Origin of the sequence: Rhodococcus sp. NPDC079359 (genome assembly GCF_040702585.1) — a bacterium.
Classification (GTDB): domain Bacteria; phylum Actinomycetota; class Actinomycetes; order Mycobacteriales; family Mycobacteriaceae; genus Rhodococcoides.
Genome location: NZ_JBFBLH010000003.1, coordinates 187,024 through 213,457, shown reverse-complemented (window position 1 = coordinate 213,457; position 26,434 = coordinate 187,024). Strand labels below are relative to the sequence as shown.

The 26,434-nt window shown below is 64.8% G+C and carries 26 protein-coding genes; 13 read left to right on the top strand and 13 right to left on the bottom strand.

All coding sequences use genetic code 11. The annotated features are described in order from the left end of the window. Positions 1-21: 21 nt before the first annotated feature. Complete coding sequence (locus AB0362_RS09230) at positions 22-1,884, bottom strand: BCCT family transporter (protein ID WP_317810897.1); 1,863 nt, start codon at positions 1,882-1,884, stop codon at positions 22-24. Between the two features lie 289 nt (positions 1,885-2,173). Here AB0362_RS09230 and AB0362_RS09225 point away from each other — a divergent pair, with 289 nt between their 5' ends. Genes AB0362_RS09225 through AB0362_RS09215 form a run of 3 tightly spaced genes read left to right on the top strand, consistent with a single transcriptional unit; the run spans position 2,174 to position 3,859 of the window. After that, complete coding sequence (locus AB0362_RS09225) at positions 2,174-3,088, top strand: serine/threonine-protein kinase (protein WP_094687872.1); 915 nt, start codon at positions 2,174-2,176, stop codon at positions 3,086-3,088. 46 nt (positions 3,089-3,134) lie between these two features. After that, positions 3,135-3,509 carry a helix-turn-helix domain-containing protein gene (locus AB0362_RS09220; protein WP_366235492.1) on the top strand — a complete coding sequence of 125 codons (375 nt, stop codon included), beginning with the start codon at positions 3,135-3,137 and terminating at the stop codon, positions 3,507-3,509. Further along, the gene (locus tag AB0362_RS09215; RefSeq protein ID WP_068048169.1) at positions 3,506-3,859 is read left to right on the top strand and encodes a PH domain-containing protein; all 354 of its coding nucleotides are present in this window, start codon (positions 3,506-3,508) and stop codon (positions 3,857-3,859) included. The genes AB0362_RS09220 and AB0362_RS09215 overlap by 4 nt, the downstream gene beginning before the upstream one ends. A gap of 37 nt (positions 3,860-3,896) precedes the next feature. Here the strand turns inward: AB0362_RS09215 and AB0362_RS09210 are convergent, their stop codons facing one another. Further along, positions 3,897-5,372, bottom strand: coding sequence for an amino acid permease (locus AB0362_RS09210; protein ID WP_366235491.1), 1,476 nt, complete (start codon positions 5,370-5,372; stop codon positions 3,897-3,899). 416 nt (positions 5,373-5,788) lie between these two features. Between AB0362_RS09210 and groL the strand changes: the two genes are divergently transcribed. Together groL and AB0362_RS09200 are read left to right on the top strand one after the other, a co-directional pair. Beyond that, positions 5,789-7,414: a chaperonin GroEL gene (groL, locus tag AB0362_RS09205; protein WP_094641012.1), complete on the top strand. Its 1,626-nt coding sequence runs from the start codon at positions 5,789-5,791 to the stop codon at positions 7,412-7,414. 140 nt (positions 7,415-7,554) lie between these two features. Continuing rightward, the gene (locus AB0362_RS09200; RefSeq protein ID WP_317810893.1) at positions 7,555-8,457 is read left to right on the top strand and encodes an alpha/beta hydrolase; all 903 of its coding nucleotides are present in this window, start codon (positions 7,555-7,557) and stop codon (positions 8,455-8,457) included. On the opposite strand, the gene AB0362_RS09195 is transcribed toward AB0362_RS09200, so the two are convergent. Genes AB0362_RS09195 through AB0362_RS09180 form a run of 4 tightly spaced genes read right to left on the bottom strand, consistent with a single transcriptional unit; the run spans position 8,454 to position 11,682 of the window. Further along, positions 8,454-8,777, bottom strand: coding sequence for a putative quinol monooxygenase (locus AB0362_RS09195; RefSeq protein ID WP_149406589.1), 324 nt, complete (start codon positions 8,775-8,777; stop codon positions 8,454-8,456). The two genes, AB0362_RS09200 and AB0362_RS09195, sit on opposite strands and share 4 nt — an antisense overlap. A 46-nt stretch (positions 8,778-8,823) precedes the next feature. Beyond that, positions 8,824-9,849 (bottom strand): NAD(P)-dependent alcohol dehydrogenase, encoded by a 1,026-nt coding sequence (locus AB0362_RS09190; RefSeq protein ID WP_317810904.1) that lies wholly within the window; start codon positions 9,847-9,849, stop codon positions 8,824-8,826. 5 nt (positions 9,850-9,854) lie between these two features. Beyond that, positions 9,855-10,637 (bottom strand): iron-sulfur cluster assembly protein, encoded by a 783-nt coding sequence (locus tag AB0362_RS09185; protein ID WP_366235490.1) that lies wholly within the window; start codon positions 10,635-10,637, stop codon positions 9,855-9,857. Between the two features lies 1 nt (position 10,638). Next, positions 10,639-11,682: an amidohydrolase family protein gene (locus AB0362_RS09180; RefSeq protein ID WP_366235489.1), complete on the bottom strand. Its 1,044-nt coding sequence runs from the start codon at positions 11,680-11,682 to the stop codon at positions 10,639-10,641. A 153-nt stretch (positions 11,683-11,835) separates the two neighbouring features. Here AB0362_RS09180 and AB0362_RS09175 point away from each other — a divergent pair, with 153 nt between their 5' ends. Then, positions 11,836-13,296, top strand: coding sequence for a helix-turn-helix domain-containing protein (locus tag AB0362_RS09175; protein ID WP_366235488.1), 1,461 nt, complete (start codon positions 11,836-11,838; stop codon positions 13,294-13,296). Between the two features lie 18 nt (positions 13,297-13,314). After that, positions 13,315-14,271 carry a non-homologous end-joining DNA ligase gene (gene ligD / locus AB0362_RS09170; RefSeq protein ID WP_366235487.1) on the top strand — a complete coding sequence of 319 codons (957 nt, stop codon included), beginning with the start codon at positions 13,315-13,317 and terminating at the stop codon, positions 14,269-14,271. 72 nt (positions 14,272-14,343) lie between these two features. Here the strand turns inward: ligD and argG are convergent, their stop codons facing one another. Both argG and AB0362_RS09160 read right to left on the bottom strand, forming a co-directional pair. Continuing rightward, positions 14,344-15,759, bottom strand: coding sequence for an argininosuccinate synthase (argG, locus tag AB0362_RS09165; protein WP_366235486.1), 1,416 nt, complete (start codon positions 15,757-15,759; stop codon positions 14,344-14,346). A gap of 53 nt (positions 15,760-15,812) precedes the next feature. Next, the gene (locus tag AB0362_RS09160; protein WP_068048192.1) at positions 15,813-16,520 is read right to left on the bottom strand and encodes a FadR/GntR family transcriptional regulator; all 708 of its coding nucleotides are present in this window, start codon (positions 16,518-16,520) and stop codon (positions 15,813-15,815) included. Positions 16,521-16,619: 99 nt separating this feature from the next. Between AB0362_RS09160 and aspA the strand changes: the two genes are divergently transcribed. From aspA to AB0362_RS09145, 3 genes are read left to right on the top strand one after another with little or no spacing between them, the layout of a single operon-like run. Next, positions 16,620-18,059 (top strand): aspartate ammonia-lyase, encoded by a 1,440-nt coding sequence (gene aspA / locus AB0362_RS09155; protein ID WP_149406593.1) that lies wholly within the window; start codon positions 16,620-16,622, stop codon positions 18,057-18,059. Between the two features lie 4 nt (positions 18,060-18,063). Beyond that, complete coding sequence (locus AB0362_RS09150; RefSeq protein ID WP_269595087.1) at positions 18,064-19,503, top strand: amino acid permease; 1,440 nt, start codon at positions 18,064-18,066, stop codon at positions 19,501-19,503. Continuing rightward, positions 19,496-20,419, top strand: coding sequence for an asparaginase (locus AB0362_RS09145; protein WP_366235484.1), 924 nt, complete (start codon positions 19,496-19,498; stop codon positions 20,417-20,419). Before AB0362_RS09150 ends, AB0362_RS09145 begins: the two co-directional genes overlap by 8 nt. Before the next feature lie 192 nt (positions 20,420-20,611). On the opposite strand, the gene AB0362_RS09140 is transcribed toward AB0362_RS09145, so the two are convergent. Continuing rightward, positions 20,612-21,418 (bottom strand): MOSC N-terminal beta barrel domain-containing protein, encoded by an 807-nt coding sequence (locus tag AB0362_RS09140; RefSeq protein ID WP_366235483.1) that lies wholly within the window; start codon positions 21,416-21,418, stop codon positions 20,612-20,614. Positions 21,419-21,439: 21 nt separating this feature from the next. Between AB0362_RS09140 and AB0362_RS09135 the strand changes: the two genes are divergently transcribed. Further along, positions 21,440-22,012, top strand: a complete 573-nt coding sequence (locus AB0362_RS09135; RefSeq protein ID WP_366235482.1) for an isochorismatase family protein — start codon at positions 21,440-21,442, stop codon at positions 22,010-22,012. On the opposite strand, the gene AB0362_RS09130 is transcribed toward AB0362_RS09135, so the two are convergent. The 3 genes from AB0362_RS09130 to AB0362_RS09120 form a co-directional block, all read right to left on the bottom strand. Beyond that, entirely contained in the window at positions 22,009-22,344 is a 336-nt protein-coding gene (locus AB0362_RS09130; RefSeq protein WP_366235481.1) for a cupin domain-containing protein, read from the bottom strand. The genes AB0362_RS09135 and AB0362_RS09130 overlap by 4 nt on opposite strands. Next, complete coding sequence (locus AB0362_RS09125) at positions 22,341-23,582, bottom strand: globin domain-containing protein (protein WP_366235480.1); 1,242 nt, start codon at positions 23,580-23,582, stop codon at positions 22,341-22,343. The genes AB0362_RS09130 and AB0362_RS09125 overlap by 4 nt, the downstream gene beginning before the upstream one ends. Positions 23,583-23,665: 83 nt before the next feature. Then, on the bottom strand, positions 23,666-24,268 hold the full coding sequence (locus tag AB0362_RS09120; protein ID WP_366235479.1) for a hypothetical protein: 603 nt from the start codon (positions 24,266-24,268) through the stop codon (positions 23,666-23,668). A gap of 49 nt (positions 24,269-24,317) precedes the next feature. On the opposite strand from AB0362_RS09120, the gene AB0362_RS09115 reads away from it, so the two are divergent. Continuing rightward, a complete protein-coding gene (locus AB0362_RS09115; RefSeq protein WP_317548348.1) occupies positions 24,318-25,730 on the top strand; it encodes a glucose-6-phosphate dehydrogenase (NADP(+)) in 1,413 nt (470 codons plus the stop codon). Between the two features lie 146 nt (positions 25,731-25,876). Continuing rightward, positions 25,877-26,023 (top strand): hypothetical protein, encoded by a 147-nt coding sequence (locus tag AB0362_RS09110; RefSeq protein WP_156516122.1) that lies wholly within the window; start codon positions 25,877-25,879, stop codon positions 26,021-26,023. Positions 26,024-26,091: 68 nt separating this feature from the next. Here the strand turns inward: AB0362_RS09110 and AB0362_RS09105 are convergent, their stop codons facing one another. Next, a complete protein-coding gene (locus AB0362_RS09105; RefSeq protein ID WP_269595093.1) occupies positions 26,092-26,298 on the bottom strand; it encodes a PspC domain-containing protein in 207 nt (68 codons plus the stop codon). Between the last annotated feature and the right edge of the window lie 136 nt (positions 26,299-26,434).

Here is a 26,434-nt window from a genome sequence, read left to right as displayed (position 1 = left end):
TCAGAGAGTGGTGAAAACGGCTCAGCTGGGGTTGTTCTGGTTCTGCCCCTCGGCCGATTCGGCGAACTCCTGAGTGTCGAAGACCTCTCCACCCAGGGGGTCGACCGGAGCGTTGTCGCTCGAGTACTCGACGGCTCCCGTCTCGGGATGGACTTCGAGCTGCTCGGTGGAGACCTCGTGCACTGCGAGTACGACGGTTCCGCCGGAAGCAGCCGAGGTCAGCCCCTCCTGTGATGGCGTCAGGCCGGAGAACGTGCTCGAGATACCCGACGTCGCCTTCTTGCGTGGAGTCGGCCGAGCGGGGGCGTCCGTGTCGTCCCCGGTGACCTCCGAGGTGGTGGTCACCCGCACGTACCGCGGAGTGGTGGCGACGTCGTAGCGGAACGCCTTGAGCATCGACACACACGCCAGCGCCAACACCACGGAGAACGGCACGGCCGTGGCTATCGACATCGTCTGCAACGCCGTCAGAGAGCTGGTCCCGCCGACGAGCAGCAGCACCGCTGCGGCGATGCCCTGCAGCACGGCCCAGTAGACGCGGGTGATCTTCGGGGTTTCCAGTTGGCCACCCGTCGAGAGAATGTCGATCACCAGCGAGCCCGAGTCCGAGGACGTCACGAAGAAGAACACGATGACCGCGATGGCGATGACACTGGTGATCGCGGCGATCGGGAGGCCGTCGAGCACCTGGAACAGGCTGGTGTTGGTGTTCACTGCCCCTTCGGCGTCGAGCAGGTCTCCCTCGTTGCGCTGCCGCAGGATGCCGGTGTCACCGAAGATGGTGAACCACAGCGACCCGACGATGGTCGGAGCCAGCAGCACGCCGAACACGAATTCACGGATGGTGCGGCCACGGGAGATACGCGCGATGAACATGCCGACGAACGGTGCCCAGCTCATCCACCAGCCCCAGTAGAAGATGGTCCAGCCGCCGGCCCAGCCGTCGTCGGAGAACGGCGAGGTGCGCAGCGCCAGCTCGGGCAGAGCCTGGACGTAGCCGCCGAGGTTCTGCACCCAGGACTGCATCAGGAACAGTGTCGGTCCCAGGAGCAGCACGAACAGGGCGAGCGAAGCCGCCAGCCCCATGTTGATGTTCGAGAGCCACTTGAGTCCCTTGGAAACTCCACTGACCACCGAGAAGGTGGCGATACCGGTGATCACGGCGATGAGCACGATCACGAACAAGTTGGTGGTCTCGACCCAACCGAGGTAGTCGAGGCCGGCCGAGATCTGCTGAACGCCGAAGCCGAGCGAGGTCGCGACACCGAACAGGGTGCCCACGATTGCGACGGTGTCGATGGCGTGGCCGATCGGACCTTCGATGCGCTTGCGGCCGAGCAGCGGCTCGAGCAGCCAGCGGACGGTCAGCGGGCGACCCTTGCGGTAGGTCATGTACGCCATGCCGAGTCCGACGACGACGTAGATGGCCCAGGCGTGCAGGCCCCAGTGGAAGAGGGTGAGCTCCATCGCCTGGCGAGCAGCGGGGTCGGTGCTACCGGGAACGCCGCCCGCCTCGGGTGGCGTCACGTAGTGCGAGAGCGGCTCGGCGACGCCGTAGAACACCAGGCCGATGCCCATGCCGGCGCTGAACAGCATGGCGAACCAGGACAGGACGCCGAACTCGGGCTTCTCGTCGTCGCGGCCGAGGCGGATGTTGCCCACTCGGCTCAGGCCGCAGTACAGGGCGAACAGCACGAAGCCGGTCGCGGCCAGGATGTACCACCAGCCGACGCCTGCGGTGATGGCTTCGTTGAGCGTCTCGAACGAATCCGCCGCTGTGCTCGCATAGACCACGGAGAAGGCGATCATCACGAAGATGATGATCGATGCGGGGATGAAAACCGGCTTGAGCAGGCCACCCCAGGCTTCTTTTATTGCTTTCACTTAACTTGACTTCCTTACAACTCGAGTCACCGTAATCGGCTGACCACTATCGGCTTGCCGTTCTTTTTCTCTTGTTTCGGTCAAGTACCGGTAATCACCATAAACGACATCGGCCCAGGTGGCGAAACGTGCGAGGGCGGCCGAACTGGGAAATGGGCGTGGGTGCGCACTCTGTCGAGTCGCCTCGAACAGTCGAACGGACTACAGTTCTGCCGATGCTGCGGACGTGTCCGATTGTGTCACCCCTCGTATTTTGCGGCGTGAAAAATGTTGTGCAGCAGGTGATTCGGTGACCAGTCGATTGCAGCCGGGTTCGGAGTTCGCCGGATTCCGGGTCCAGCGCCGCCTCGGGGTCGGCGGTATGAGCGAGGTGTATCTGGTTCTCGGACGGGGCCACGATCGGTACGAGGCCCTCAAGATTCTGGACCGGGAGGCGTCGCGATCTCCGAGGTTGCGCAACAAGTTTCGGATGGAAGCGGCCGTCGCCGCACAGTTGGTGCACCCGAACATCGTGTCGGTGCACGAGCACGGTGAGTTCGAGCACCAGCTGTGGATGTCCATGCACTACGTGGACGGCTACAGTGCTGCGCGGCTCGTCGCCCGCGGACAGATCGCCCTCGACGTCTCTCGGGTGGCGCGCATCGTCGCCGAGGTGGCCAAGGGACTCGACTACGCCCACTCGCAGGGCGTCGTGCATCGGGACGTCAAGCCCGCCAACATTCTCATCTCCACCGAGCGATTCGACGGATACGAGCAGGTATTGTTGTCGGACTGGGGAATTGCGCGCCTGCTGGATGATTCCACGCCGCTGGTGGCAGGCGGGACGGTGATGGCATCCATCCCGTACGCGGCACCGGAACTGCTTCGCGGGGGAGTGCTGAGCGCGCAGACCGACGTCTACGGCCTGGGGGCGACGCTCGTCGAACTGGCGACCGGCCGCACTCCGTATCCACTGGCCACGCCGTTGGCCATCACCGCCGCGCATCTCACGGCCGAGCCGCCGTCGGTGACCCGTCGTCGACGGTCGTTGCCGCGGGGGCTCGACGCGGTGGTTGCGAGGGCGTTGGCGAAGGATCCATCGGACCGTTTCCGAACCTGCGTAGAGCTCAGCGACGCCGTCGCGGCTGCAGTGGAAGCAGGGGTTCCGGAACCGCCGCCGCGACGCTCGCCGTTCACGAGGTCGCGGTGGCTCAAGTTTTCTTGACCGATCGTTCTTGACCGATCGGTCATCAATCTGCCATGCTCGGTGCATGGGACGAACCAGAAGCTTCGACGAGGCGACCGTCGTCGCGTCGGCCGCCGAGCAGTTTCGATCCAGCGGCTACGAAGGAACGTCCCTGGACGATCTGCTGCGCGTCACGGGACTGCATCGCGGCAGCCTCTACCAGGCGTTCGGCAGCAAGCGAGGATTGTTTCTCGCTGCGTTGACCAGTACTCGATGGGACGTGGATCTGCTGCTGGTGGCGTTGTTGGAACTTGCGCCGTTCGACGATCATGTCCGCGAAATCTGCGCGAGCAGCCTTGCTTCCGGTGCCACCGAGGACGTCGCGCGCGCCCTCGGCGAACGGTTACTGGTGCGCGCCGGTATCGACTCGACCATTGCTATCGAAGGAGAACTCAGATGAATTCCGTGACCGTCGTCGACGGCACCCTGGTGGTGGAGCCGCAGGGGCTGGACAAGGTGTGGTCGTTCACTCGGAAGCTCGAGATCCCGCTGAGCAGCGTACGCGGAGCTACCCACGATCCGGGAGCAAGCAAGGAGCCCAAAGGAATTCGAGCACCGGGGCTCGGTCTGCCGGGAAAGACCGCTGGCACGTTTCACCGCGACGGCGTCAAGACGTTCTACAACGTCACCGGCAGTGCCGACACGATCGTCATAGAGCTCGAGCAGCAGGAGTATCAGCGGCTGATTCTGACGGTGGAGGATCCGCGTGCGGTGGTGCAGCTGATCAACAACGCCGCCGCGGCCGCGTGACGGGGCACCGGTCTTCGGGCCCCGTCACGCGAATCGGCTACTCCTCCGGTTCGGTCGGGCGGTTGGCCACCACCGGGTACTGGCCGGTGTAGCCGAGGCGTTCCTCTGCCACCGCGAGCACCTTGGTGCGCACCAGGAACCAACCACCGATCAGTGCGGGGACGATGACCACAAGAGTGGCGATGGTCCAGCTGCCGATCGGGGCGTCGAAGGCCATCAGCACCAGCACTCCGAACAGGAACACCAGGGTCGCGTAGCTGGTGTACGGCGCTCCGAACAGCTGGAACTTGGGCCGCTCCACGATGCCCTTCTGGGACCAGCGGAACAGCTGGATCTGGCACAGCACGATGGTGGCCCAGCTGGCGATGATGCCCAGTGCCGACATGTTCAGCACGATCTCGAAGGCCTCGCCGGGGGCGATGGCGTTGAGCGCGACACCGAACAGCGTGATGAAGCAGGTGAGCAGAATGCCGCCGAACGGAACGCCGCCCTTGGTCATCTTCTTGGTGAACTCCGGCGCACTACCGTTCATCGCCATCGACCGCAGGACGCACCCGTACAAGCCGGCATTGAGGCTCGACAGTGCCGCGGTGAGCACGACGATGTTCATGATGGTGCCCGCGCCGCCGAGGCCGATGCTCGAGAAGAACGTCACGAACGGCGACGTCCCGGACTGGTACGCGGTGTACGGCATCAGTAGGGCGAGCAGCACCAGCGAGCCGACGTAGAACAGTGCGATACGGGCGATGACCGAGTTGATCGCCCGCGGCATGATCTTCTCCGGGTTCTCGGTCTCACCGGCTGCGGTACCCACCAATTCGACTGCTGCATAGGCGAACACGACACCCGAGATGACGATGACCAGCGGCCATGCTCCGGATGGGAACAAGCCGCCGTTGTCGGTGATGAGACTGATGCCCGGCATCTGGGTGCCGACGGGGATTCGGCCCGCGAGGAACACCACGCCCACGATCAGGAACGTCACCAACGCGATGACCTTGATGATGGCGGCCCAGAATTCCATCTCACCGAACCACTTGACCGACACGAGATTCAGGCTCATGACGATGACCAGCGCGATCAACGCGATGACCCACTGCGGAATCACCTCGAAACTGCCCCAGTAGTGCATGTACGTCGCAATGGCGGTGACGTCCACGATGGCCGTCATCGCCCAGTTCAGGAAGTACATCCAGCCCGCGACGAAAGCGGCCTTCTCGCCGAAGAACTCGCGCGCGTACGAGACGAAGCTGCCCGACGACGGACGGTGCAGCACCAGTTCGCCGAGGGCCCGCAGGATGAAGAATACGAAGATTCCGCAGAGCGCGTAGGCAAGGAACAGGCCGGGTCCGGCGCTGGCGAGGCGTCCACCCGCGCCGAGGAACAGGCCGGTGCCGATCGCGCCGCCGATCGCGATCATCTGCAACTGCCGAGGTTTCAGGCCCTTGTGGTAGCCCTCCTCCTCGTGGTCCATCGCCGAGTTGTCGTACGAGGTGTCGACCGTATCGGACATGTTTCGATCCTTCTTGTCGTTTTTGTAGGGTTTTGTCCGAATTTTTGGCGTCGAAGCTGTTGTCGCTCAACGGTATTAGCGCCGATGGTTCGATGCACAGTATTCGGATGTTAACAACGCGTACAGATGTGAACAGTGCGTGAAGGACCCTCGCGAAGGTGAGCATCCGCTCGCGGCTGTCGCCGCGCGGTGGCGTCGGGCATGGGGGTGGCGGTGGTTCGCCCCTCGGCTTGCATGAATGGTCGACCTTGCACTCGCCATGGTCGAGTGCTAGAAATGCAGTTGGCACTCTCGATACGTGAGTGCCAGGTCGGGACACGGTGAGGCCGGGGAATCAACGACACCCCTGGTCGTCCGTCGCGGGCACCGAGCTCGGCCAGCAATGTGTCACCCCCAATCCGGAGGATCACTTCGCAATGGCCAAGATCATCGCGTTCGACGAAGAGGCACGCCGTGGCCTCGAGCGAGGCCTCAATGCCCTCGCCGACGCAGTAAAGGTGACGTTGGGCCCCAAGGGTCGCAACGTCGTACTCGAGAAGAAGTGGGGAGCTCCCACGATCACCAACGATGGTGTTTCCATCGCCAAGGAGATCGAGCTCGAAGATCCCTACGAGAAGATCGGCGCCGAGCTCGTCAAGGAGGTCGCCAAGAAGACCGACGACGTCGCAGGCGACGGCACCACCACCGCTACCGTTCTCGCTCAGGCACTCGTCCGTGAAGGCCTGCGCAACGTCGCAGCCGGCGCGAACCCGCTCGGCCTCAAGCGCGGCATCGAGAAGGCTGTTGCAGCCGTCACCGAAGCCCTGCTCGCGTCCGCCAAGGAGATCGACACCAAGGAGCAGATCGCTGCTACCGCTGGCATCTCCGCAGGCGACCCGTCCATCGGCGAGCTCATCGCCGAGGCAATGGACAAGGTCGGCAAGGAAGGCGTCATCACGGTCGAGGAGTCCAACACCTTCGGCCTGCAGCTCGAGCTCACCGAGGGCATGCGCTTCGACAAGGGCTACATCTCGGCGTACTTCGCCACCGATGCAGAGCGCCAGGAAGCCGTCCTCGAAGACGCGTACATCCTGCTCGTCAGCTCCAAGATCAGCACCGTCAAGGACCTGCTGCCGCTGCTGGAGAAGGTCATCCAGTCCGGCAAGCCGCTCGTCATCATCGCCGAGGACGTCGAGGGCGAAGCTCTCTCCACCCTCGTGGTGAACAAGATCCGTGGCACCTTCAAGTCCGTCGCCGTCAAGGCTCCCGGATTCGGTGACCGTCGCAAGGCGCAGCTCGCCGACATCGCCATCCTCACGGGCGGCGAGGTCATCAGCGAAGAGGTCGGCCTCTCCCTGGAGACCGCCGGACTCGAGCTGCTCGGTCAGGCACGCAAGGTCGTCATCACCAAGGACGAGACCACCATCGTCGAGGGCTCGGGAGATTCCGACGCCATCGCCGGTCGCGTCAACCAGATCCGCGCCGAGATCGAGAACTCCGATTCCGACTACGACCGCGAGAAGCTGCAGGAGCGCCTGGCCAAGCTGGCCGGTGGCGTTGCAGTCATCAAGGCCGGAGCGGCTACCGAGGTCGAGCTCAAGGAGCGCAAGCACCGCATCGAAGATGCCGTGCGCAACGCGAAGGCAGCCGTCGAAGAAGGCATCGTCGCCGGTGGCGGCGTGGCACTGCTCCAGGCAGCGCCCGCACTCGACAACCTCAAGCTCGATGGTGACGAGGCAACCGGCGTGAACATCGTTCGCGTCGCACTGTCCGCCCCGCTCAAGCAGATCGCATTCAACGCAGGCCTCGAGCCCGGCGTCGTTGCGGACAAGGTCTCCAACCTGCCCGCAGGCCACGGCCTCAACGCCGCGACCAACGAGTACGAGGACCTGCTCGCTGCAGGCATCAACGACCCGGTCAAGGTCACCCGCTCGGCACTGCAGAACGCAGCGTCCATCGCGGCTCTGTTCCTCACCACCGAGGCCGTCGTCGCCGACAAGCCCGAGAAGGCCGGAGCGCCCGCAGGCGATCCGACCGGTGGCATGGGCGGCATGGACTTCTGAGTCCAGCCCCTCGCTGAAAAAGCCCGGCACCTCTCGAGGTGCCGGGCTTTTTCGTGCTGCGGGGCTTCGAATCGGGTGCAATGGGCCGCGCTCAGCGCGGTCGGCTGCACCCGATTCGCAGTCGTGTAAGCATGGACTTCATGATGATTCGCGCAGGTGTGTTGGACGTAGTGTTCGACCGCCACGGTGATCCGTCCGGACGTTCGGTGGTGCTGCTGCACGGGTTTCCGTACGACCCGCGCTGCTACGACGACGTCGCGAGGCTGCTCGCCGATTCCGGTTACGACGTGGTGGTGCCCTACCTGCGCGGTTTCGGTCCTACCCGGTTCGTCGACGCGGCCACGATGCGCTCCGGTGAGCAGGCTGCGATCGGCCATGATCTCCGTGAGCTGATCCTCGCCCTGGAGCTGAACGAGCCCATCGTCGCCGGTTACGACTGGGGTGGGCGAGCGGCCTGCGTCGTTGCCGCGATGTGGCCGGAGCTGGTGTCGGGCTTGGTGAGCGTCTCCGGCTATCTGATCCAGGACATCGCCGCGGCGGTGTCGACGCCGGTGGCCCCGCACCTGGAGAAGCGGTACTGGTATCAGTACTACCTGCACTCCGAGCGGGGTCGGGCCGGGCTCGCGGAGTACCGCGCAGAGATCGCACAGACACTGTGGACGGACTGGTCGCCCACCTGGCGGTTCGGGGACTCCGAATTCGCGGCCACCGCACCGTCGTTCGACAACCCCGACTTCGTCGACGTCTCCGTGCATTCCTACCGGCACCGCTACGGCATCGAGGCGGGGGACGCGGCCTATGCCGCGACCCAGGAGTTGCTGACACAGCAACCGAGGATCACGGTGCCCACGATCGTGATCGATCCGACCGAGGACACCGTCGCCTCGCTGTACGGGCGCCCGGACCACGCGGCGCACTTCGACGATCTGATCGACGTTCGTCAGGTCGATTGTGGCCACAACCCGCCTCAGGAACTACCCGGGCAGTTCGCCGACGCCATCGTGACGCTGGGCCAGGTGGTCCGGGATCGCGGCTCGAACTAGTCGACCGCGAGCTCGCCCAGTTCGTTCCAGCCGGTGCCGTCCACTTCCTGGCTGATGATCTTCGGCGTCTCCTGCAGGTACGGCGGGAGATCCTTCTGTGCCTGCTTGAAGTGATCCGAATTCACGTGCGTGGCACCGGCATCGGGGTCCTTGAAGGCCTCCACCAGGACGTACTCGGTGGGGTCGTCGAGAGTGCGCGACCAGAAGTACCAGAGGCACCCTTCCTCGGCCTGGCACGCTTCGGTGAAGTCGCGTGAGATCTCGGGCCAGTTGTCGGCGTGCTCGGGCTTGATCTTGAACTTGGCGGTGATGAAGATCAACGGTGCTCCTCGTGGTCGAAGTGATGGTTCTTGCTATTACCCGTTTCTACGGTACGAGAATCGCGCGTCCGCGAACACGTCCGTTGTCGAGGTCGTCGATGGCGCTCTGGAAGTCGTCCAACGCATAGGTCTGCGTATGCAGGTTCACCGCGCCTCGCGCGGCGAGCGACATCAGATCGCACAGGTCGTTGTACGGCCCGACGAGGTTGCCGACGATGTTCTTCTCCTCGGAGATCAGGTCGATCGTCGGTACATCGATGTTCTCGCCGTATCCGACGACGTGGTAGTCGCCGGCCCGTCTTGTCATCGCCAATCCTTCTGCGGTGGAACCACCTTCGCCGACGAAGTCGAGCACCACCTCGGCACCGAACCCGCCGGTGAGCTCCATGATCTGGTCCACCTGACTGCCGTCGGCGACCACCGCGTGGTCGGCACCCAAGGTGAGAGCAAGTTTCACGGCATCGGCGTTGCGGTCGATGACGATCAGTTCAGCGGGGGAGAGCGCCTCGAGAACCTGGATGCCGATGTGGCCGAGGCCGCCTGCACCGATGACGACACACTTGTCGCGTGGTGTCAGCCGTCGGGCCGCCTTTGCCGCCGCGTGATAGGCGGTCAGGCCGGCGTCGGCGAGTGCGGCCACCGCGGACGGCTCGAGCGAGTCGTCGATCTTCACCACTGTCCTGGCGTTGGTCCGCAGGTAATCCGCGTACCCACCGTTGGTGTCGATTCCCGGGAAATCGCTTGTCTCGCAGTGCACGTCGTCGCCGGATCGGCAGGCGCGGCACAGTCCACACGTGACCAGCGGATGCAGAATCACCTTGTCGCCCTCGGTGACGTTGGTGACGGCCGATCCCACCGCATGCACCCAGCCAGCGTTCTCGTGGCCGATCGTGTACGGCAATGTGACACCGGACTTTTCGGCCCACTGGCCTTCGAGAATGTGCAGATCGGTGCGGCACACGCCTGCTCCGCCGATCTTCACGATCACGTCCAGGGGACCCTGCACTTCGGGAATCGGGACCTCGGTCATCTCCAGCTTCCGGTGGTAGCCGACAACCTGGACGGCGCGCATCGTGCTCATCGTGAATGCTCCTGTGTAGTGCGTTGTGGGACAGCGACAGTGGTCAGGGGAATGAATGCGCCCTCTGCGCGTGGGACTTGCTGTTCCTCGGCACCGGGGTATCGGGTCTGCAGCAGTCCGCGGCAGAAGTGCGCGTTGCCGTCGATCGACACGCGGGTGGCGCGGGCTCGCCGCATCACCATCGTCAGGTCCCCGGTGTGCGGGCGGCCGGCGTGATCGACCAGAGCCGAGGCGGCCGGATCCGTGCGAAGTCCGAGTGCCTCACGGCGGCGGAGCAATGCGTTCGACGTTCGGTCGTCCGCAAGATCCCCGAGCACGACCGTCGACAGATCGTTCTCGGTCGCATCGGGATTCGCCCGCAACCATGCTTTGAGCGAGCGTTCCATCGCAGCTACGTACGCTTTGCGGCGGAACGTCGCTCGTAGCTCGTCGAGGTTCTCCTCGGCTTCGTGTCCGAAAGTGCCGCGGTAGCCGGCGTCGGCGGCAAGGCCGGCGTTGATCTTGTCCGAGTCGTGGTGATCGTCGAGTTCGACCAGCACTCGCTCGGTCCACGGCAATGCCGTCAGCACGTCCTTGGCGTCTCCCGCCATCAGATACGCGAAGTTCGGTGAACAGAACGACGTCGGCAGCCGGAGATGAACATGCACGACGCCGTCGTCGACCTCGAGGGATCGGACGAACCCGAGATCGGTGATGGGCTCGTCCAATTCGGGATCGAGGACGAGTCCGAGAGCGGCGAACGCCTCGTCGTTCCTCGACAGGGTTGCAACTACCGACACGTCACACCCCCGCGAGGTCGGCGCGTTCGGGTTGACGCGGTCCGGTCTCGGTTTCGTCAGCGTCGGGCAGCTGCAGCTCGGCGGGCACCGGGATGTCGTACATCTTCGCGGCGTTGAGCCCGAGCACCTTCTTCTTCTGCTCGATCGTGATGGGCGCGTATTCGTCGAGGGACTCGTGGATCTGGAAATCGACGAATCCTTCGACCAACCACTTGGGCGTCCACAGCGCGTAGTCGGAGGAGAAGAAGATGCGGTCCTCGCCCAGCCAGTACAGCAGCTCGCCCATGATTTGCCCGAAGTACTTCGGACGCGTGTGCATGAACGGAATGGCCACGGCAAGTCCGGCATACACGTTCGGTTCCTGGGTGGCGATCCAGCAGAAGTCTTCGAGCCGCGGCAGTCCGCAGTGCTCGACGACGAAGTTCAGGTCCGTGAAATCGGTGGCCACGTGGTCGACGTCCGCGACGTCGAACGCATCTCTGTCGAGCGGGCGGATGGTCGGGCCCTTGTGTACGTGGATGTTCTTGATGCCGACCTCGCGGCACACTTCGAGGTAGCGCCGCGTCCAGTCGTCGTCGAGCTTGTAGCCGCGGGAATCGCCGTTCCACTCGGCTGTGTAGAGCTTGACGCCTTTCAGCCCGAATCGTTCTGCGTCCGCGCGTAGCTGGTCGAGGCCACGCTCGCCGTTGCGAGGATCGAAGTGGTGGTTGTAGGTCAGCTTGTCCGGGTTGGCCGCAGCCAGTGCCGATGCTTCGTCGGTCTGGCCGAAGCCGCGGTAATAGAACTCGCCGAGGTGGGCCGGCTGGAAGATGGCGTGATCGACGTAGCCGATCTCGAACAGGTCGTGCATCAGCCGCTCACCGCCCTGGTAGAGGTACTCCTCGTAGCTCCACAGCTCGGATTCGGGGGACAGGTTGCGGTGGTAGTCGTAGAAGCAGTCGATGAACTGCTTGCCGTGGATGTTGCGCTGGTTCTCCGCGCGCGCATCCCACAGGGCGATGTGGGCGTCGACGATGAAGTAGTTCTCGCCGTTTTTCGTGTACATGCGATGGGCCTCCCGAATTGCAGTGCGTGACGTGGGTCACGTTGATCTGTGCACGACGGTAGGGCTGTGGGGCCGCCTCGAGGGCCCCGCGACGTCTCAATTCGAGACGATCGGCGGGGTGAGATTGCGACATGCGAATGTAACGTGGGTCACATGGCTGAACCGGAGGGTCTCGTGCGAGCCCGACTCCACTCCGAGCCCCTCGCTGCCGTCTCCCACCGCCTTCTGGCGTCGTGGCATCGCAGCCAGCGGTACGGGGTCTCGCTCGACGAGGTTGCTCCCGTCTTCTCCGGAACGTACGACGGCGAATCCCTGTTCTATCGCTGCGGCCGGGAGGTGCTCGACGGTCTGCGCGACACGCTGGCGAACGAGCCGGTATCGATGATGCTGACCGACGCCGACGGTCTCGTACTGGATCGCGTCAGCGCGGACCGCGAGTTGCTGGCCGCGCTCGATCGCGTTCACCTGGCACCCGGGTCCTCCTACGCCGAGGATCAGACCGGCACCAACGGACTCGCACTCGCGCTGGCGGATCGGGTACCTGCGGTGGTGAAGGCGGACGAACACTACTCGCTCTCGTTGGCCGGGTACACGTGTGCGGCCGCTCCCGTTCTCGATCCACTGACCGGCCGGGTGGAGGGGTGTGTGAATCTCACGACGTGGTCGCAGTCGTCGTCGGATCTGCTTCTGGCCCTTGCTCAATCGGCGGCCGGAAACACCTCGGCGATGATGCTCGCACGGTCGCAGGGCCAGCAGCCCAGGCCCGCACCGCGCGGTGAGGTCTTCCGGGTCGAGACCGCGCACAGCGGAGCAGGATCCGGCATCGTCGACGACCTCTCGCCGGCCTGGCGCAGTGCACTGGGCTCGGCGACATCGGCGCTGGCCGATCACGGTTCGGTGCTGATGGTCGGCGAGGCGGGATCAGGACGAGCTACCGTCCTGGCCCGAGCGCTGCGGACATCTCGACCCCGCGGCCGCATCCTCAGCGCCGGTGCGCCCGCTGCCCGTGACGTCGAGGCCTGGCTCGACCTGTGGACCCCCGAATTGCCGAAACCCGATACCGCCGTGGTCATCCGCGACGTCGACAGGCTGCCCGCCCGTGCGGCAGACACGTTGGCGGAACTGCTTCGTCGTGCAGGGGCAGGTGTGCCGGTGACCGTCACGGCATCGAACTACGACGACGTTCCGCATGCACTCGCCGGATTGCTGCGCACAGTCGTCGAATTGCCTTCCCTGCGACATCGGCCCGACGACATCGCGCCGCTCGCCCTGCACCTCGCGGGCCGGGTACGCGGCCGGGCCGTCAGGCTGACCACCGCCGCCGAGCGGGCGCTGCGGGAGTACGCCTGGCCGGGAAACGTCGCGGAACTGGCGACGGTCATGCATCGGGCCGCGATCCGCGCAGACGTCATCGGCATCGAACACCTGCCGCCGGAGGTGCTGTCGCACACCACCCATCGACTCACCCGCATCGAGACATTCGAGCGCGACGAGATGATTCGCGTGCTCTCGCAACCCGGCATCACGATGAACGACGCGGCCGAGGAACTCGGCATGAGCCGAGCGACCATCTACCGCAAGCGAGACCGATACGGCATCACGCTGCGTTCGTGATCGCCTACGCTCGATCTCATGGCCAGTAGCTCACCGTCGATCGAGTTGCCGGTCGGCGACCGCAGCGTCCGCATCTCCAATCCCGATCGGGTGTATTTCCCCGAGAGCGGTGCCACCAAGCTGGATTTGGTGAACTACTACCTGAGCGTGGGCGACGGCATCGTGCGGGCACTGAGGGAGCGGCCCTGCATGATGCACCGCTTCCCCAAGGGTCTCGCCGGAGACAAGGTGCACCAGAAGCGCGTACCCAACGGAGCGCCGCCGTGGCTCGAGACGGTGCAGGTGACCTTCCCCCGCTACAACCGCACTGCCGACGAGCTGTGCGTGACCGAACTTGCGCACGTGGCCTGGGCAGTGCAGATGTCGACCGTCGAGTTCCATCCGTGGAACAGCCGCCGCGCCGACGTGGAGATGCCCGACGAGTGGCGCATCGACCTCGACCCGATGCCCGACTGCCCCTTCGACCGAGTGCGACGCGTCGCCGGGGTCGTTCAGGAGGTGTTGGAAGACCTCGGAGCCGTCGGCTGGCCCAAGACCTCCGGCGGTCATGGACTGCACATCTACGTGCGCATCGACCCGGCCTACGGATTCAAGGATTTACGAAGGGCAGCACTGGCTTTCGCGCGTGAGGTCGAGCGTCGCGCACCCGAAGACGTGACCACGACGTGGTGGCGCAAGGACCGCGACCCGTCGAAACTGTTCGTCGACTACAACCAGAATGCCCGCGATCACACCATCGCCAGCGCGTATTCGGTGCGCGGAAATCAGCAGGCGACGGTGTCGACGCCGATCTCCTGGGACGAGGTCGCGAGCGTCGACCCGCGCGAGTTCACGATGTTCACGGTGCCTGCCAGATTCGCCGAGTTGGGTGACCTGCACGCCGGCATCGACGACGCGGTGTTCGCCATCGATGAGCTACTCGAGTGGGCGGAGCGGGACGAGCATCAGGGCTTGGTCGAGCCTGCAGAAGACTGACCCCGCCGAACTCGCAGTTATGCAAGGAAATGCACGGAAATCCGTGCATAACTGCGAGTTGCGCAAGCAGTTCTAGTCGGTGCCGGACTCGATGGCGGCGTGGTCGAGTGCCGAGGAGTCGACGGAGCTGTCGGGGCCGCTTGCTGCGATGGCGTCGGCTCCGCCTGCGGGCAGTTCGCCGATCAGGTCGCCCCAAGCGGTGAGTTGATTCTGCGCGGCGTATTGCTCGAGTTTGCTGCGTGAATCGGCGATGTCGAGGTTGCGCATGGTGAGCTGGCCGATGCGGTCGCCGGGGAAGAATGCCTGGCCCTGGCTGCGTTCCATCGACAGCTTCTCGGGGTGGTAGCTGAAGTTGCTGCCCTGGGTGTCGACGATGGTGAAGTCCTGGCCGCGGCGCAGTCGCAGTGTCACGCTGCCGCTGACGACGTTGCCGACCCACCGCTGCAGGCCCTCACGGAGCATCAGCGCCTGCGGATCGAACCAGCGTCCCTCGTACAGCAGACGCCCGAGTCGACGGCCCTCGTTGTGGTACGACGCGACGGTGTCCTCGTTGTGGACGGCGTTGACGAGTCGCTCGTAGGTGATGTGCAGCAGCGCCATGCCGGGGGCCTCGTAGATGCCGCGACTCTTGGCTTCGATGATGCGGTTCTCGATCTGGTCGCTCATGCCGAGACCATGGCGACCGCCGATGGAGTTGGCCTCCATGACGAGGTCGACAGCGCTGTCGAAGGACTTGCCGTTGATGCGGACCGGGCGGCCGCGTTCGAACTCGACGGTGACCTCCTCGGCGGCGATCTCCACCTCGGGGTCCCAGAACTTCACGCCCATGATGGGGTTGACGATCTCGAGCGAGGTGTCGAGGTATTCGAGGCTCTTGGCCTCGTGGGTGGCACCCCAGATGTTGGCGTCGGTGGAGTACGCCTTCTCGGCGGAGTCGCGGTAGGGGAGCGTGCGCTGGCTGAGCCACTGCGACATCTCGTGCCGGCCGCCGAGCTCGGCGACGAATGCCTCGTCGAGCCAGGGCTTGTAGATCCGCAGCTGCGGATTGGCGAGCAGGCCGTAGCGGTAGAACCGCTCGATGTCGTTGCCCTTGTACGTCGATCCGTCGCCCCAGATCGAGACGCCGTCTTCCTGCATGGCGCGGACCAGCATCGTGCCGGTGACCGCGCGGCCGAGCGGGGTGGTGTTGAAGTACGTCTGCAGCGACGAACGAATATGGAATGCGCCGCAGGTCAGTGCAGCCAGGCCCTCCTCGACGAGCGGCTCGCGGCAGTCGATGAGCCGCGCCTGCTCGGCCCCGTAGGCCAGGCCGCGCTCGGGCACATCGGACAGATCCGGCTCGTCGTACTGACCGATGTCGGCGGTGTAGGCGTACGGCACTGCGCCGTGCTCGCGCATCCATGCCACGGCCACCGAGGTGTCGAGACCGCCGGAGAATGCAATGCCGATTCGTTCACCGACCGGGAGAGAGTTCAATACCTTCGTCACGGCAGCAGCCTAGTAGGGGTCGTTCCGCAGGCTCCACTCCCGGCCTAGTCGTACTACTGATCCGGCCGATCGGCGAGCGACTCCACTGCACCCCGGACCGCATCGAGATGCACGGTCATGGCGCGGGCTGCCGCGTCGTATTCGCCGGATCTGATGCCATCGACTATCGCGTCGTGTTCGACGTTGGATTGCTGCTGCCGATGTGCGACGAGGTTGAGGGTCTCCGACTGCCGCGTCAACGCATCCCGAATATCGACGATGATCGCCTCGAATACGCGGTTCTTGCTCGCTCGCGCGATCGCCGTATGGAACTGCGCGTCGAGCAGTACCCAGGCCTCGTGGTCGTCCTCGGAGCGCATCTCGTCGGCCAGACCGGCGAGCACCGTCAACTCCTCGTCGGTGCGACGCTCCGCGGCCCAGCCAGCAGCGGGAATCTCCACGTGGGGGCGGGCCTCCATGAGCTCGCGGGCGGCGTAGTTGCCGATGTCGAGGTCGTTTCCGACGCGGTCGCGAACGACGAAAGTGCCCAGGCCCGTTTTGGTTTCGGTCAGGCCGAGGGCATGGCAGGAACGCAGCGCCTCACGGATGACCGAGCGGCTGACGCTGTGCCGGGTGGCGAGCGCGGCCTCGGAAGGCAACTTCTGCCCGACGGGGAGATCGCCCGACGCGATCGCCGAGCGGAGGTCGGCGAACACCGCCTCGGCTGCGCTCATTCGGGCATTCGTGGGCGCACTGACTGCCCAGCTGTCCGACAGGTTCATGACGCAATCCTAGCCTGGGGTTGACCGATGAGGTGTTCTGCGCCACACTCTACCTGTCAGACAGCCGGACAGCTGGACACCCCATCAAGGAGCGCAACCGTGGCCGATACCCGCATCGAGAAGGATCTTCTCGGCGAACGCGACATCCCGACGACTGCGTACTGGGGGATCCACACCCTGCGCGCTCTCGAGAACTTCCCCATCACCGGGCGTCCGATCTCCACCAACGCGCACCTCGTTCGCGGACTCGCAGCGGTGAAGTGGGCGGCTGCGTCGGCCAATCAGGATCTCGGAATTCTCGACGCCACCCGCGGGGAAGCGATTCGCACAGCGTGCCAGGAAATTCTCGACGGCCAGTGGCACGAGGAGTTCGTCGTCGACGTCATCCAGGGCGGTGCGGGCACCTCGACCAACATGAACGCCAACGAGGTCATCGCCAACCGTGCGCTGGAAATCCTCGGGCACGCCCACGGCGAGTACAGCATGCTGCACCCCAACGAGCACGTGAACGCGTCGCAGTCCACCAACGACGTGTACCCGACGTCGGTGAACATCGCGACCATCTTCGCGGTGCACGAGCTCATCGCCTCGATGAAGGTGCTGCGAGATTCGTTCGGCCGCAAAGCAAGCGAATTCGCCACCGTCGTCAAGATGGGCCGCACACAGCTGCAGGACGCGGTGCCGATGACTCTCGGTCAGGAGTTCGGCACCTACGCGATCATGATCGACGAGGACTGCTCGCGGCTCGAGGAAGCAGCACTGCTGGTGCACGAGATCAACCTCGGAGCCACCGCCATCGGCACCGGACTCAACGCTCCTGCCGGATACACCGAATCGGCCGTCGCACATCTGCGGACCATCACCGGTCTGCCGCTGGTGACGGCAACGGACCTGATCGAGGCAACGCAGGACGTCGGTCAGTTCGTGCACCTGTCCGGTGTGCTCAAGCGGGTTGCGGTGAAACTGTCGAAGATCTGCAACGATCTGCGGCTGCTGTCGTCCGGTCCGCGGGCGGGCTTCAACGAGATCAATCTGCCTCCGATGCAGGCGGGTTCGTCGATCATGCCCGGAAAGGTCAACCCCGTCATCCCCGAGGTGCTCAATCAGGTCGCCTACGAGGTGATCGGGCACGACGTCACGATCACGATGGCGGCCGAGGCCGGACAGTTGCAGCTCAACGCATTCGAGCCGATCATCGTCAAGTCCCTGTCCGACGGTATGGCGCATCTGAGTGCCGCATGCCGCACCGTCGCGCATCGCTGTGTCGACGGCATCACCGCCAACGTCGATCTGCTGCGCGAGCGCGTCGAGAACTCCATCGGCCTGATCACCGCGCTGAGCCCGTATCTCGGATACGTGGAATCGACTGCGATTGCCCAGGAAGCGTTGGTCAGTGGGCGCAATGTGGTCGACCTCGTACTCGAGAAGGGGCTGCTGGCCCGGGACGAGCTCGATCGGCTCCTGAGTCCCGAGCACCTCGCCAACCTTCGAGTGGCGCCGGTCGAGCATGCAGATGCTCCCGAGACGTCGACGAGGTGACGCGATGAGCACCGAGAACAGGAGTGTCGATACCCGCAAGGCCTTCACCGAAGAAGATCCCGGTTATCGAAAAGAGCTGGCCCCACGTCAGATTCAGATGATCGCCATCGGCGGTGCCATCGGGACCGGGCTGTTCATGGGAGCCGGTGGCCGCCTCCGCGACGCAGGTCCGGCGCTGGTACTGGTGTATGCGCTGTGCGGATTCTTCGCCTTCCTGATCCTGCGCGCTCTGGGCGAACTGGTGATGCACCGGCCGACCTCGGGCTCGTTCGTCTCGTACTCGCGCGAATTCTTCGGCGAGAAGGTCGCTTTCGCGGCCGGCTGGCTGTACTGGATGAACTGGGCGATGACGGCGGTCGTCGACGTGACGGCCGTGGCGTTGTACATGAACTTCTTCAAGAAGTACTGGGCCCCGCTCGGCGACATCGACCAGTGGGTGTTCGCACTCGGGGGCCTGCTGCTCGTTCTCGGTCTGAACCTGGTGTCGGTGAAGGTGTTCGGTGAGCTCGAGTTCTGGTTCGCGCTCATCAAAGTCGTTGCACTGGTGACGTTCCTGTTGATCGGTACCTACTTCGTCATCTTCGGAACGCCCATCGACGGGCAGGAGCCGGGGTTGAGCGTGCTCACCGACAACGGCGGACTGATCCCCAACGGGCTGTTGCCTGCAATCGTGGTGATCCAGGGCGTGGTGTTCGCGTACGCCTCGATCGAGCTGGTCGGCACCGCTGCCGGGGAGACGCAGAACCCCGAGAAGGTCATTCCCAAGGCGATCAACACCGTCATCATCCGTATCGTCGTGTTCTACGTAGGCTCGGTGCTGCTGCTCTCGTTGTTGTTGCCGTACACCAGTTATCAGGCCGGTGAGAGTCCGTTCGTGACGTTCTTCGGAGCCATCGACGTCGAGGGTGCCGACGCGATCATGAACCTCGTGGTCCTCACTGCGGCACTGTCCTCGCTCAACGCCGGCCTCTACTCCACCGGACGCATCCTGCATTCGATGGCGATCGCCGGTTCGGCTCCCGCATTCGCTGCGCGGATGAACAAATCGGGTGTGCCGTACGGCGGAATTGCACTGACGTCGGTGGTGACGCTGCTCGGCGTCGTGCTCAACGCAGTGGTCCCGGCGCAGGCATTCGAGATCGTCCTCAACCTCGCCGCTCTCGGCATCATCAGCGCCTGGGCCGTCATCGTGGCGTGTCAGCTGAAGTTCTGGTCGCTGTCCAAGACCGGTGCGGTCACTCGACCTGCGTTCCGATTGTTCGGTGCCCCGTACACCGGATACGCAACGCTAGGCTTCTTGGCGTGTGTACTCGTGCTGATGGCCTTCGACAAACCGGTCGGTACCTGGACGGTGGCGTCGATCCTGCTCATCGCGCCGATGCTCGTCGGTGGTTGGTTCCTGTGCCGCAAACGAATTCGAGAGGTGGCGGCGCGCAGTGACTGAGGAGTGGAGCCTGCAGGAACGACCCGACAGAACTGACCATGTCGCATTGTTGACTACCGGCGGCACCATCGCCAGTAGTCGCGACGAGCACGGGGTTTCTCGTCCGGTCGCCGGTGTCGGGGTGGATGTCGACGGTGTCGCGGTGCGTGAAGTGATGTCGAAGGACAGCTCGGCCTTGGACTTCGCGGATCTCGACACCATCCGGACGGCGGTGGCGGACGCGCTCGCCGAGGACGGATGCGTCGGAGTGGTGGTGCTGCACGGGACCGACACCATGGAGGAGTCGGCGTTGTACGTCGATCTGTTCCACGACGACGAGCGTCCGGTGGTGTTCACCGGCGCTCAGCGCACTGCCGATCATGCCGATCCGGACGGCCCCGGCAACATTGCTGCGGCAGTGGCAGCAGCGCAGTCCGAGCGCGGTGTACTGATCGCCTTCGGTGGGCGCTTGCTGCCGGCGCGCGGTGCGATCAAGAAACACACCACCGAGCTCGACGCGTTCCGCTCCGCCGCATTGTCGCGACCGAAACCCCTGCCGTGGAAGCCCATTGCCGGGATCCGCGTGGACATCGTCGCGCTGTATCCCGGTGCCGACGGCCTGCAGATCGATGCGTGCCGTCAGGCGGGGGCGCCGGGCATCGTGCTTCAGGCTCTCGGCTCGGGCAACACCAACGCCGGCGTGGTGCATGCGGTGAAAGAAGCAGTGGCTGCTGGGGTGCACGTGGTCGTCACGACGCGGGTGCCGTTCGGTGAGACCTCGCCGACGTACGGCGGCGGCGGCGGGGGTGGACACGATCTGGTCGATGCGGGTGCGGTGTTCTCCCGGGAACTGCGGGCGGGGCAGGCGCGGATCCAGTTGGCGGCGCTGATTGCGTCGGACGCCACTGACGTGGTTGTCCACAATTCCTTTTCGTAGGCGGGAAACCGTGTGCGGAGCAGAATAGTGGTCACTCAGCGCACCACACCCGCGCTATACCGTTACTCTAGCTTTCATCCGGTACCGCGGCACGAACGCTGCGCTGGGAACCGGCCGGAGAACGGTGACTGTGCAAACGGGACAACAGGTTTCGATGCGCGCAACGGCTGGGAAAATCACATGCCGTTCGAGCTACAGCTCCGACTCGCCCCAACTCTCGACGCGTAGTTCGTCGCCGACGGTCACCGTGCCGTTCTGCAGCACGGAGAATTTCGATCCGAAAGCGACACCCTTCTGTCGGCCGCGGCGGTAGTCACCCAGGGTGCGCAGCGGCTCGGGCCCGATGCGCTCACCGGTTGTCTGCTCGACGGTGGTGACGGCGCACCGGATCGCCAGCTTGGTGTACGCGAGACGTGTGGATCCGATGGTCACTTCCCGCACCTCGTCTTCCCGATGCGGTTCGTCCCAGCCGTCGACGACGATATTGGGGCGAAAGCGATCCATCGGCAAGGCGACGTCGAGTCGGGAATTGAGCCCGGCGAGCGTGGCGGTCGAGAGTATGTGGACTGCCGCACTGTCGGCGAATTGTGCTGAGCCGGGCGATATTCCGTCGGTGATCCGGCCGAGGTCGCGCGGCGCGGAGACCAGCCTCGACGGTTCTCCGATCACCTCGGTCAGCCAGCCCGCAACCTCGTCGCCCTGATCGATGCCCCGCATCGGCGCGCGGAACATGGTGATGTCACGCGACTCGGAATCGCGGTCGATGGCCACGGTCACCGAACCGATCGATGCGTGGTCGAGCGTCAGCGACCCGTCCGTCACCGAGCATCGAACGACGGCGAGGCCGGGGTCGCTACGTTGACTGCGGAATGCGCCGTCGGCGTCGACGATCATGAATGCGCGATCGTGCTCGAGGCCGGTAGCGCTCACGTGGGCAGAATCCAACGCCGCACCTGCGCATCCCTTGACTGGGTAGGTCAGCAGAGACGACACGCGCACCCGTCGAGGATACTGGGATTCATGACTCGTGCGCTGTTGGTTGTGGATGTGCAGAACGATTTCACCGAGGGTGGCGCGCTGGCGGTGGCCGGCGGGGCGGAGGTCGCTCGCAGGATCAGTGCGTACTTGGCGCGCCAGGGCGACGACTACGACCTCGTGGTGTCCTCGCGGGATTGGCACGACGCGGAGGGCGACAACGGCGGGCATTTCGCCACCGATGCCGCCCCGGATTTCGTCACCACGTGGCCGGTGCATTGCGTGGCAGGCACGGTCGGTGCCGAGTACCACCCCGATTACGCGACCGGTTCGGTGGACGTGCACGTCTACAAGGGGCAGGGCAAGCCGTCGTACTCGGCGTTCGAGGGCGTCACCGAGGACGGGACACCCCTGGCCGAGATACTCACCGCCAACGAGGTCACCGACATCGACGTCGTCGGGCTTGCGACCGACTACTGCGTGCTGGCCTCGGCCAAGGATGCCGTCGCCGAGAAATTCGACGTCCGCGTCCTCACCGACCTCGTCGCCGGGGTTGCCCCCGAGACCTCCGCCGCGGCCCTCGACGAGCTGAGAGCATCCGGCGCTTCGGTGGACTAGGCCGACGCGACCACCGTCGTCAACAGCACGGCTGCGTCGGTCATGGCTCGCAAGGAGTGCGGTGCTTCGGGGACGATCAAGAAATCTCCGGACATTCCGCACCACACATTGCTGCCGCTGACCAATTCGACCCGACCGGACAGGACATGCACGGTGGCCTCTCCTGGGTTGTTGTGCTCGGACAGTTCGGCACCGGCAGCGAGTGCGATCAGTGTTTGTCGGAGAGCGAGGTCGTGGCCCCCGTACACCGCCACCGCCGCCCGACGCGACGAGGCGGCGGTGGCTGCCGCGATCTGCGTGCCGACGAGTGCGTCGAGCGAAACCTTCTTCATTCGGTCACGGTGACGGGAGACCACAGGTCCGGCCCGAACACCTCGTAGGAGATGCGCTCCGGCGGTACGCCGCGCTGAAGGGCCGCGAGCCGGACGGCGCGCAGGAACGGCAACGGTCCGCAGCTGAGCACGTGGGTGTCCGCGGTGAAGGCGATCCGGTCGAAATTCATCAATCCGGTGAACGACGTCGAATCGTCCGCGTCGACTGTCTCGTACCAGGCGTGATCGACGACGTCGTCGAGTGCTTCGGCCGCAGTGGCGATCGCCTGTCGCAATGCGTGGTCGGCGCGGCTGCGGTCCGCGTGGGCCAGTATCAGCTTGCGGCCGGGCTGGGTTCGAGCGAGATGCTCGACGAGCGGCAGCACGGTGGTGATTCCGGCACCGGCCGTGGCGATCAGCAGCGGTCCTTCGCCGGTAGGTACTCCGAAATCACCTGCAGGACCGCTCACTTCGAGAATGTCGCCGACGTCGACGGCCTCTTGGAGGTGGGTCGAGACCTGCCCGGGCGGACCGTTCCGTACCTGTGCCACCGTGATCTGCAGGCGGGTGTCGGAGGCGATGGACGAGACGCTGTACTGACGCGGCTGCCGGGTGCCGACGGCGAGGTCGACGAACACCGTGACGTACTGGCCGGCCGCGAGTGCGGGAAGGGGAGCGCCGTCCGCGGGTTCGAGGACGAGCGAGACCGTGCCGGGGCTTTCCTGCGTGCGCCGCATCACGCGATACGGGCGCAGCGGATTGTGGGGGTCGATGTCTGCCGCTGCGTAGAGGCGCGCTTCGGTGGCGATGAGTTGCGTGGCGAACAGCCAGTAGACCTCGTCCCACGCGGCAGCGACGGCGGGAGTGACGGCAGCGCCGAGGATGTCGGCCACGGCACTGAGCAGGTGTCGGCCGACGAGGGTGTACTGCTCCGGGGTGATACCGAGGGTGATGTGCTTGCCGGCGATGCGGCGCAACACCGGCTCGAACGACGGTGCGTCCGGGTCGATCAGTTGCACGGCGTAGCCGACCACCGACGCGGCCAGTGCCCGACTCTGCTCTCCGGTTTCCTGATTAGCTCGATTGAACAGACGCCACAGCTCGGGGCGTTCGCCGAGCATCGACTCGTAGAAGCGGGCGCTGATCGTTTCGGAGTGTTCCGCGACCACACCGGCAGTGGCTCGGACGACGGCCTCGGCAGCGGGAGACAGAGCGGGGTGGGTGTCGGACGAGGGGCGGGGTGGTGCAGTGAGGGTCACGTCACCACCCTGGCCGCTGCGCTGCCGTCGCAGCAGCCCTTTACGTCCTGACGTCGAAGGACCTTCGTCCCTCGGGTGGCTTTCTAACTGTCGATCGTCGTGGTGATGGAGGTGACCGACGGTGCCGCCGGGGTGCTGCCGAATCCGAATGTCACCGGGGGAGTGACCGGGGTGAGCGATCCGAGGTCCTCGCCCTGCCACGACGCGGAGACGTCGGTGACGCGATGTTGGTGCCTGGCACCGTAGTACTCGCGTCGGCCCCCGCCTGCGCTGCCGCGGGTGCGCACTCCGCGCAGGACGACTCGGGCGATGGGGTCACTGATCGCGCAGAACCACGGTGCCGTCGACACCGCGTCGGGGACGAGGCTCAATGCGCGACCGAGCACGGTCGGCCCGGCGACGCGGATCCTGACCGACAGGTCACCGGCCTTCACCGATCGCCATCCATTCGGCTCCGCTGCGAAGGTCACCGGAACCAGTTCGGTGGAGTCGAATGTGTATGTGGCGGTGACGAATTCGCGTACGTCCTCGTTGGGGGCGATCAGCAGGCGCTGTCCGTCCGCGAACTGGACCATGACGTCGGTGAATTCCCCGAGCGGCGAGCGCGTCCAATGTCCGACGACGATCCGCACCCCGGACGTCGTACCTACCCCGTAGATCTCACCGTGAAACCGTGATCTGGTCATCACACCGACTGTAGCCATGCTCGGCCCGGGTCGGTGCATAGTGGAGGTCATGGCGTCCTCGCAACCCACTGTATTCGTCCTGTTCGGCGCAACCGGAGACCTCGCGAAGCGAATGGTCCTGCCGTCGTTCTACCAACTCCATATCGAGGGCCTGCTGCCCGAGAAATGGGTCCTGATCGGCAACGGCCGCAAGGACACCTCCGACGACGAGTTCCGCGATCACGTCCGCAGCGTCCTCGACGAGTTCGCCGAGAACGTGGACGACGGCGATTGGTCCGAATTCTCCGAGCGAATCCGCTTCGCGGGCAACGGCTTCACCGTCGACGATCCCGGTAAGTTGCCCGAGGTCGTCGCCGAGGTCAAGAAGGACATCGGCGACGATGCCCAGCTGGTGCACTACATCGCTCTGCCGCCGAGCACCTTCGTCGATTACACGAAGGCCCTGGGTGCACACGATCTCGCCGAGGGTTCCCGGGTGGTCTACGAGAAGCCGTTCGGCACCTCTCAGAGCAATTTCGAGGAACTCGACAAAGCCGTTCACGAGGTCGTCGAGGAAGAGCAGGTCTATCGAATCGACCACTTCCTGGGCAAGGAAGCGACCCAGAATCTGCACGTGCTGCGGTTCGCGAACGGCATGATCAGCGGCATCTGGAACTCCGAGCACGTTGCGCAGGTGCAGATCGACGTCCCCGAGACCCTCGACATCGACGACCGCGCCGAGTTCTACGACGAGACCGGTGCCGTGCTGGACATGCTCGTCACGCACCTGTTCCAGGTCGCGGCCGAGGTGGCGATGGAACCGCCGGCGTCACTGAAGGCGGAGGATCTGCAATCGGCTCGGGAGACGGTGATCGGGCAGTTCCGGGCGTTGGACACCGACGAGGTGGTTCTCGGTCAGTACGACGGTTACCGCGACGTCGAGGGAGTCGACGACAATTCCGAGGTCGACACGTTCGTGGCGGCCAAGCTGTGGGTCGACACCGACCGCTGGCGTGGAGTGCCGTTCCTGCTGCGCACCGGAAAGATGCTGGGTGTCGGAGCGCAGCGGGTGTCGTTGGTGTTCCGCAAGCCCGCCGACAGTCCGCTCACCGAGCTGCCCGAGGACGGGGCGGTGCTGTCCTTCGACCTGTCCGGAGACGGCAGCATCGACATCGCCATGACGGTGAAGGAGCCGGGCCCGGATTTCGATCTGTCGGTCGGGCATCTGGCGTTACCGCTGAAGTCGGTGCCCGACGCCGAGCCGCTCAGCCCCTACGCGCGCCTGATCCTCGATGTGCTCAGCGGAGACCGATCGTTGTTCACCAGGCCGGACGGTCTGGCGCACGTGTGGGATGTCGCGGCTCCCTTGCTGAGCAACCCGCCCGAGGTGAAGAGCTACGAGCCCGGTTCGATGGGACCCGCCGAGGCGGACGCGCTCGCCGCACCCTGTGGCTGGTTGATCACCGGGAAGACCGAGGGCTGAGTCTGCATCGCGTTTCGGGGCCCGAAACAGTCGGTGGGTCCTTTTTGTCCGAAACGATGGACTGTACCGAGTTGCCGACGATATGTTTCTGACGCTCTTACATCACCCGTCAGACCCCCTCGACGTTTCTCGAAAGGCCTTTACCCATGTTCTTGGACCTCATCACCGATCTCCTGCCCATCCTCGGTGGCGGCGAGGAAGGTGGCCTCGGCGACCTCATCACCGGCGGACTGCTCGACGGCTTGCTCGAGGGACTCCTCGGAGACAGCACCGGTAGCTTCGGCTCCAGCTAAATTCGGTACAGATCGGCCCCGCGTCTCTGATCAGAGGCGGCGGGGCCTTTTCTGTGTCCGTCGCCGGGTCACGCCCGGAGCGGCATCAACATCAACCCCGCGAGGTAGATCAGCACGACGGTGCCGCCGGTCAGGACCGTGCCGGCAACGGTGGCGAGTCGAACGATGTTGACGTCCCAGCCGAAATATTCGGCAACGCCGCCGCATACACCTCCGATCATCTTCTGCGAACTGGACCGGGTGAATTCTCTGGGGGAACCGCTCTCGAATGTCATGGTGAAAAGTCTGCGTCATCAATGCCTTTCGGCGCATCGGGGATTTCACCCATATCGACCCCGACAATCGAACGGTCCGAAAGCCGCGCTCGAACAAGATCGTCGACTTTTCTGACTCGAGCGCTGGACCTGGTTG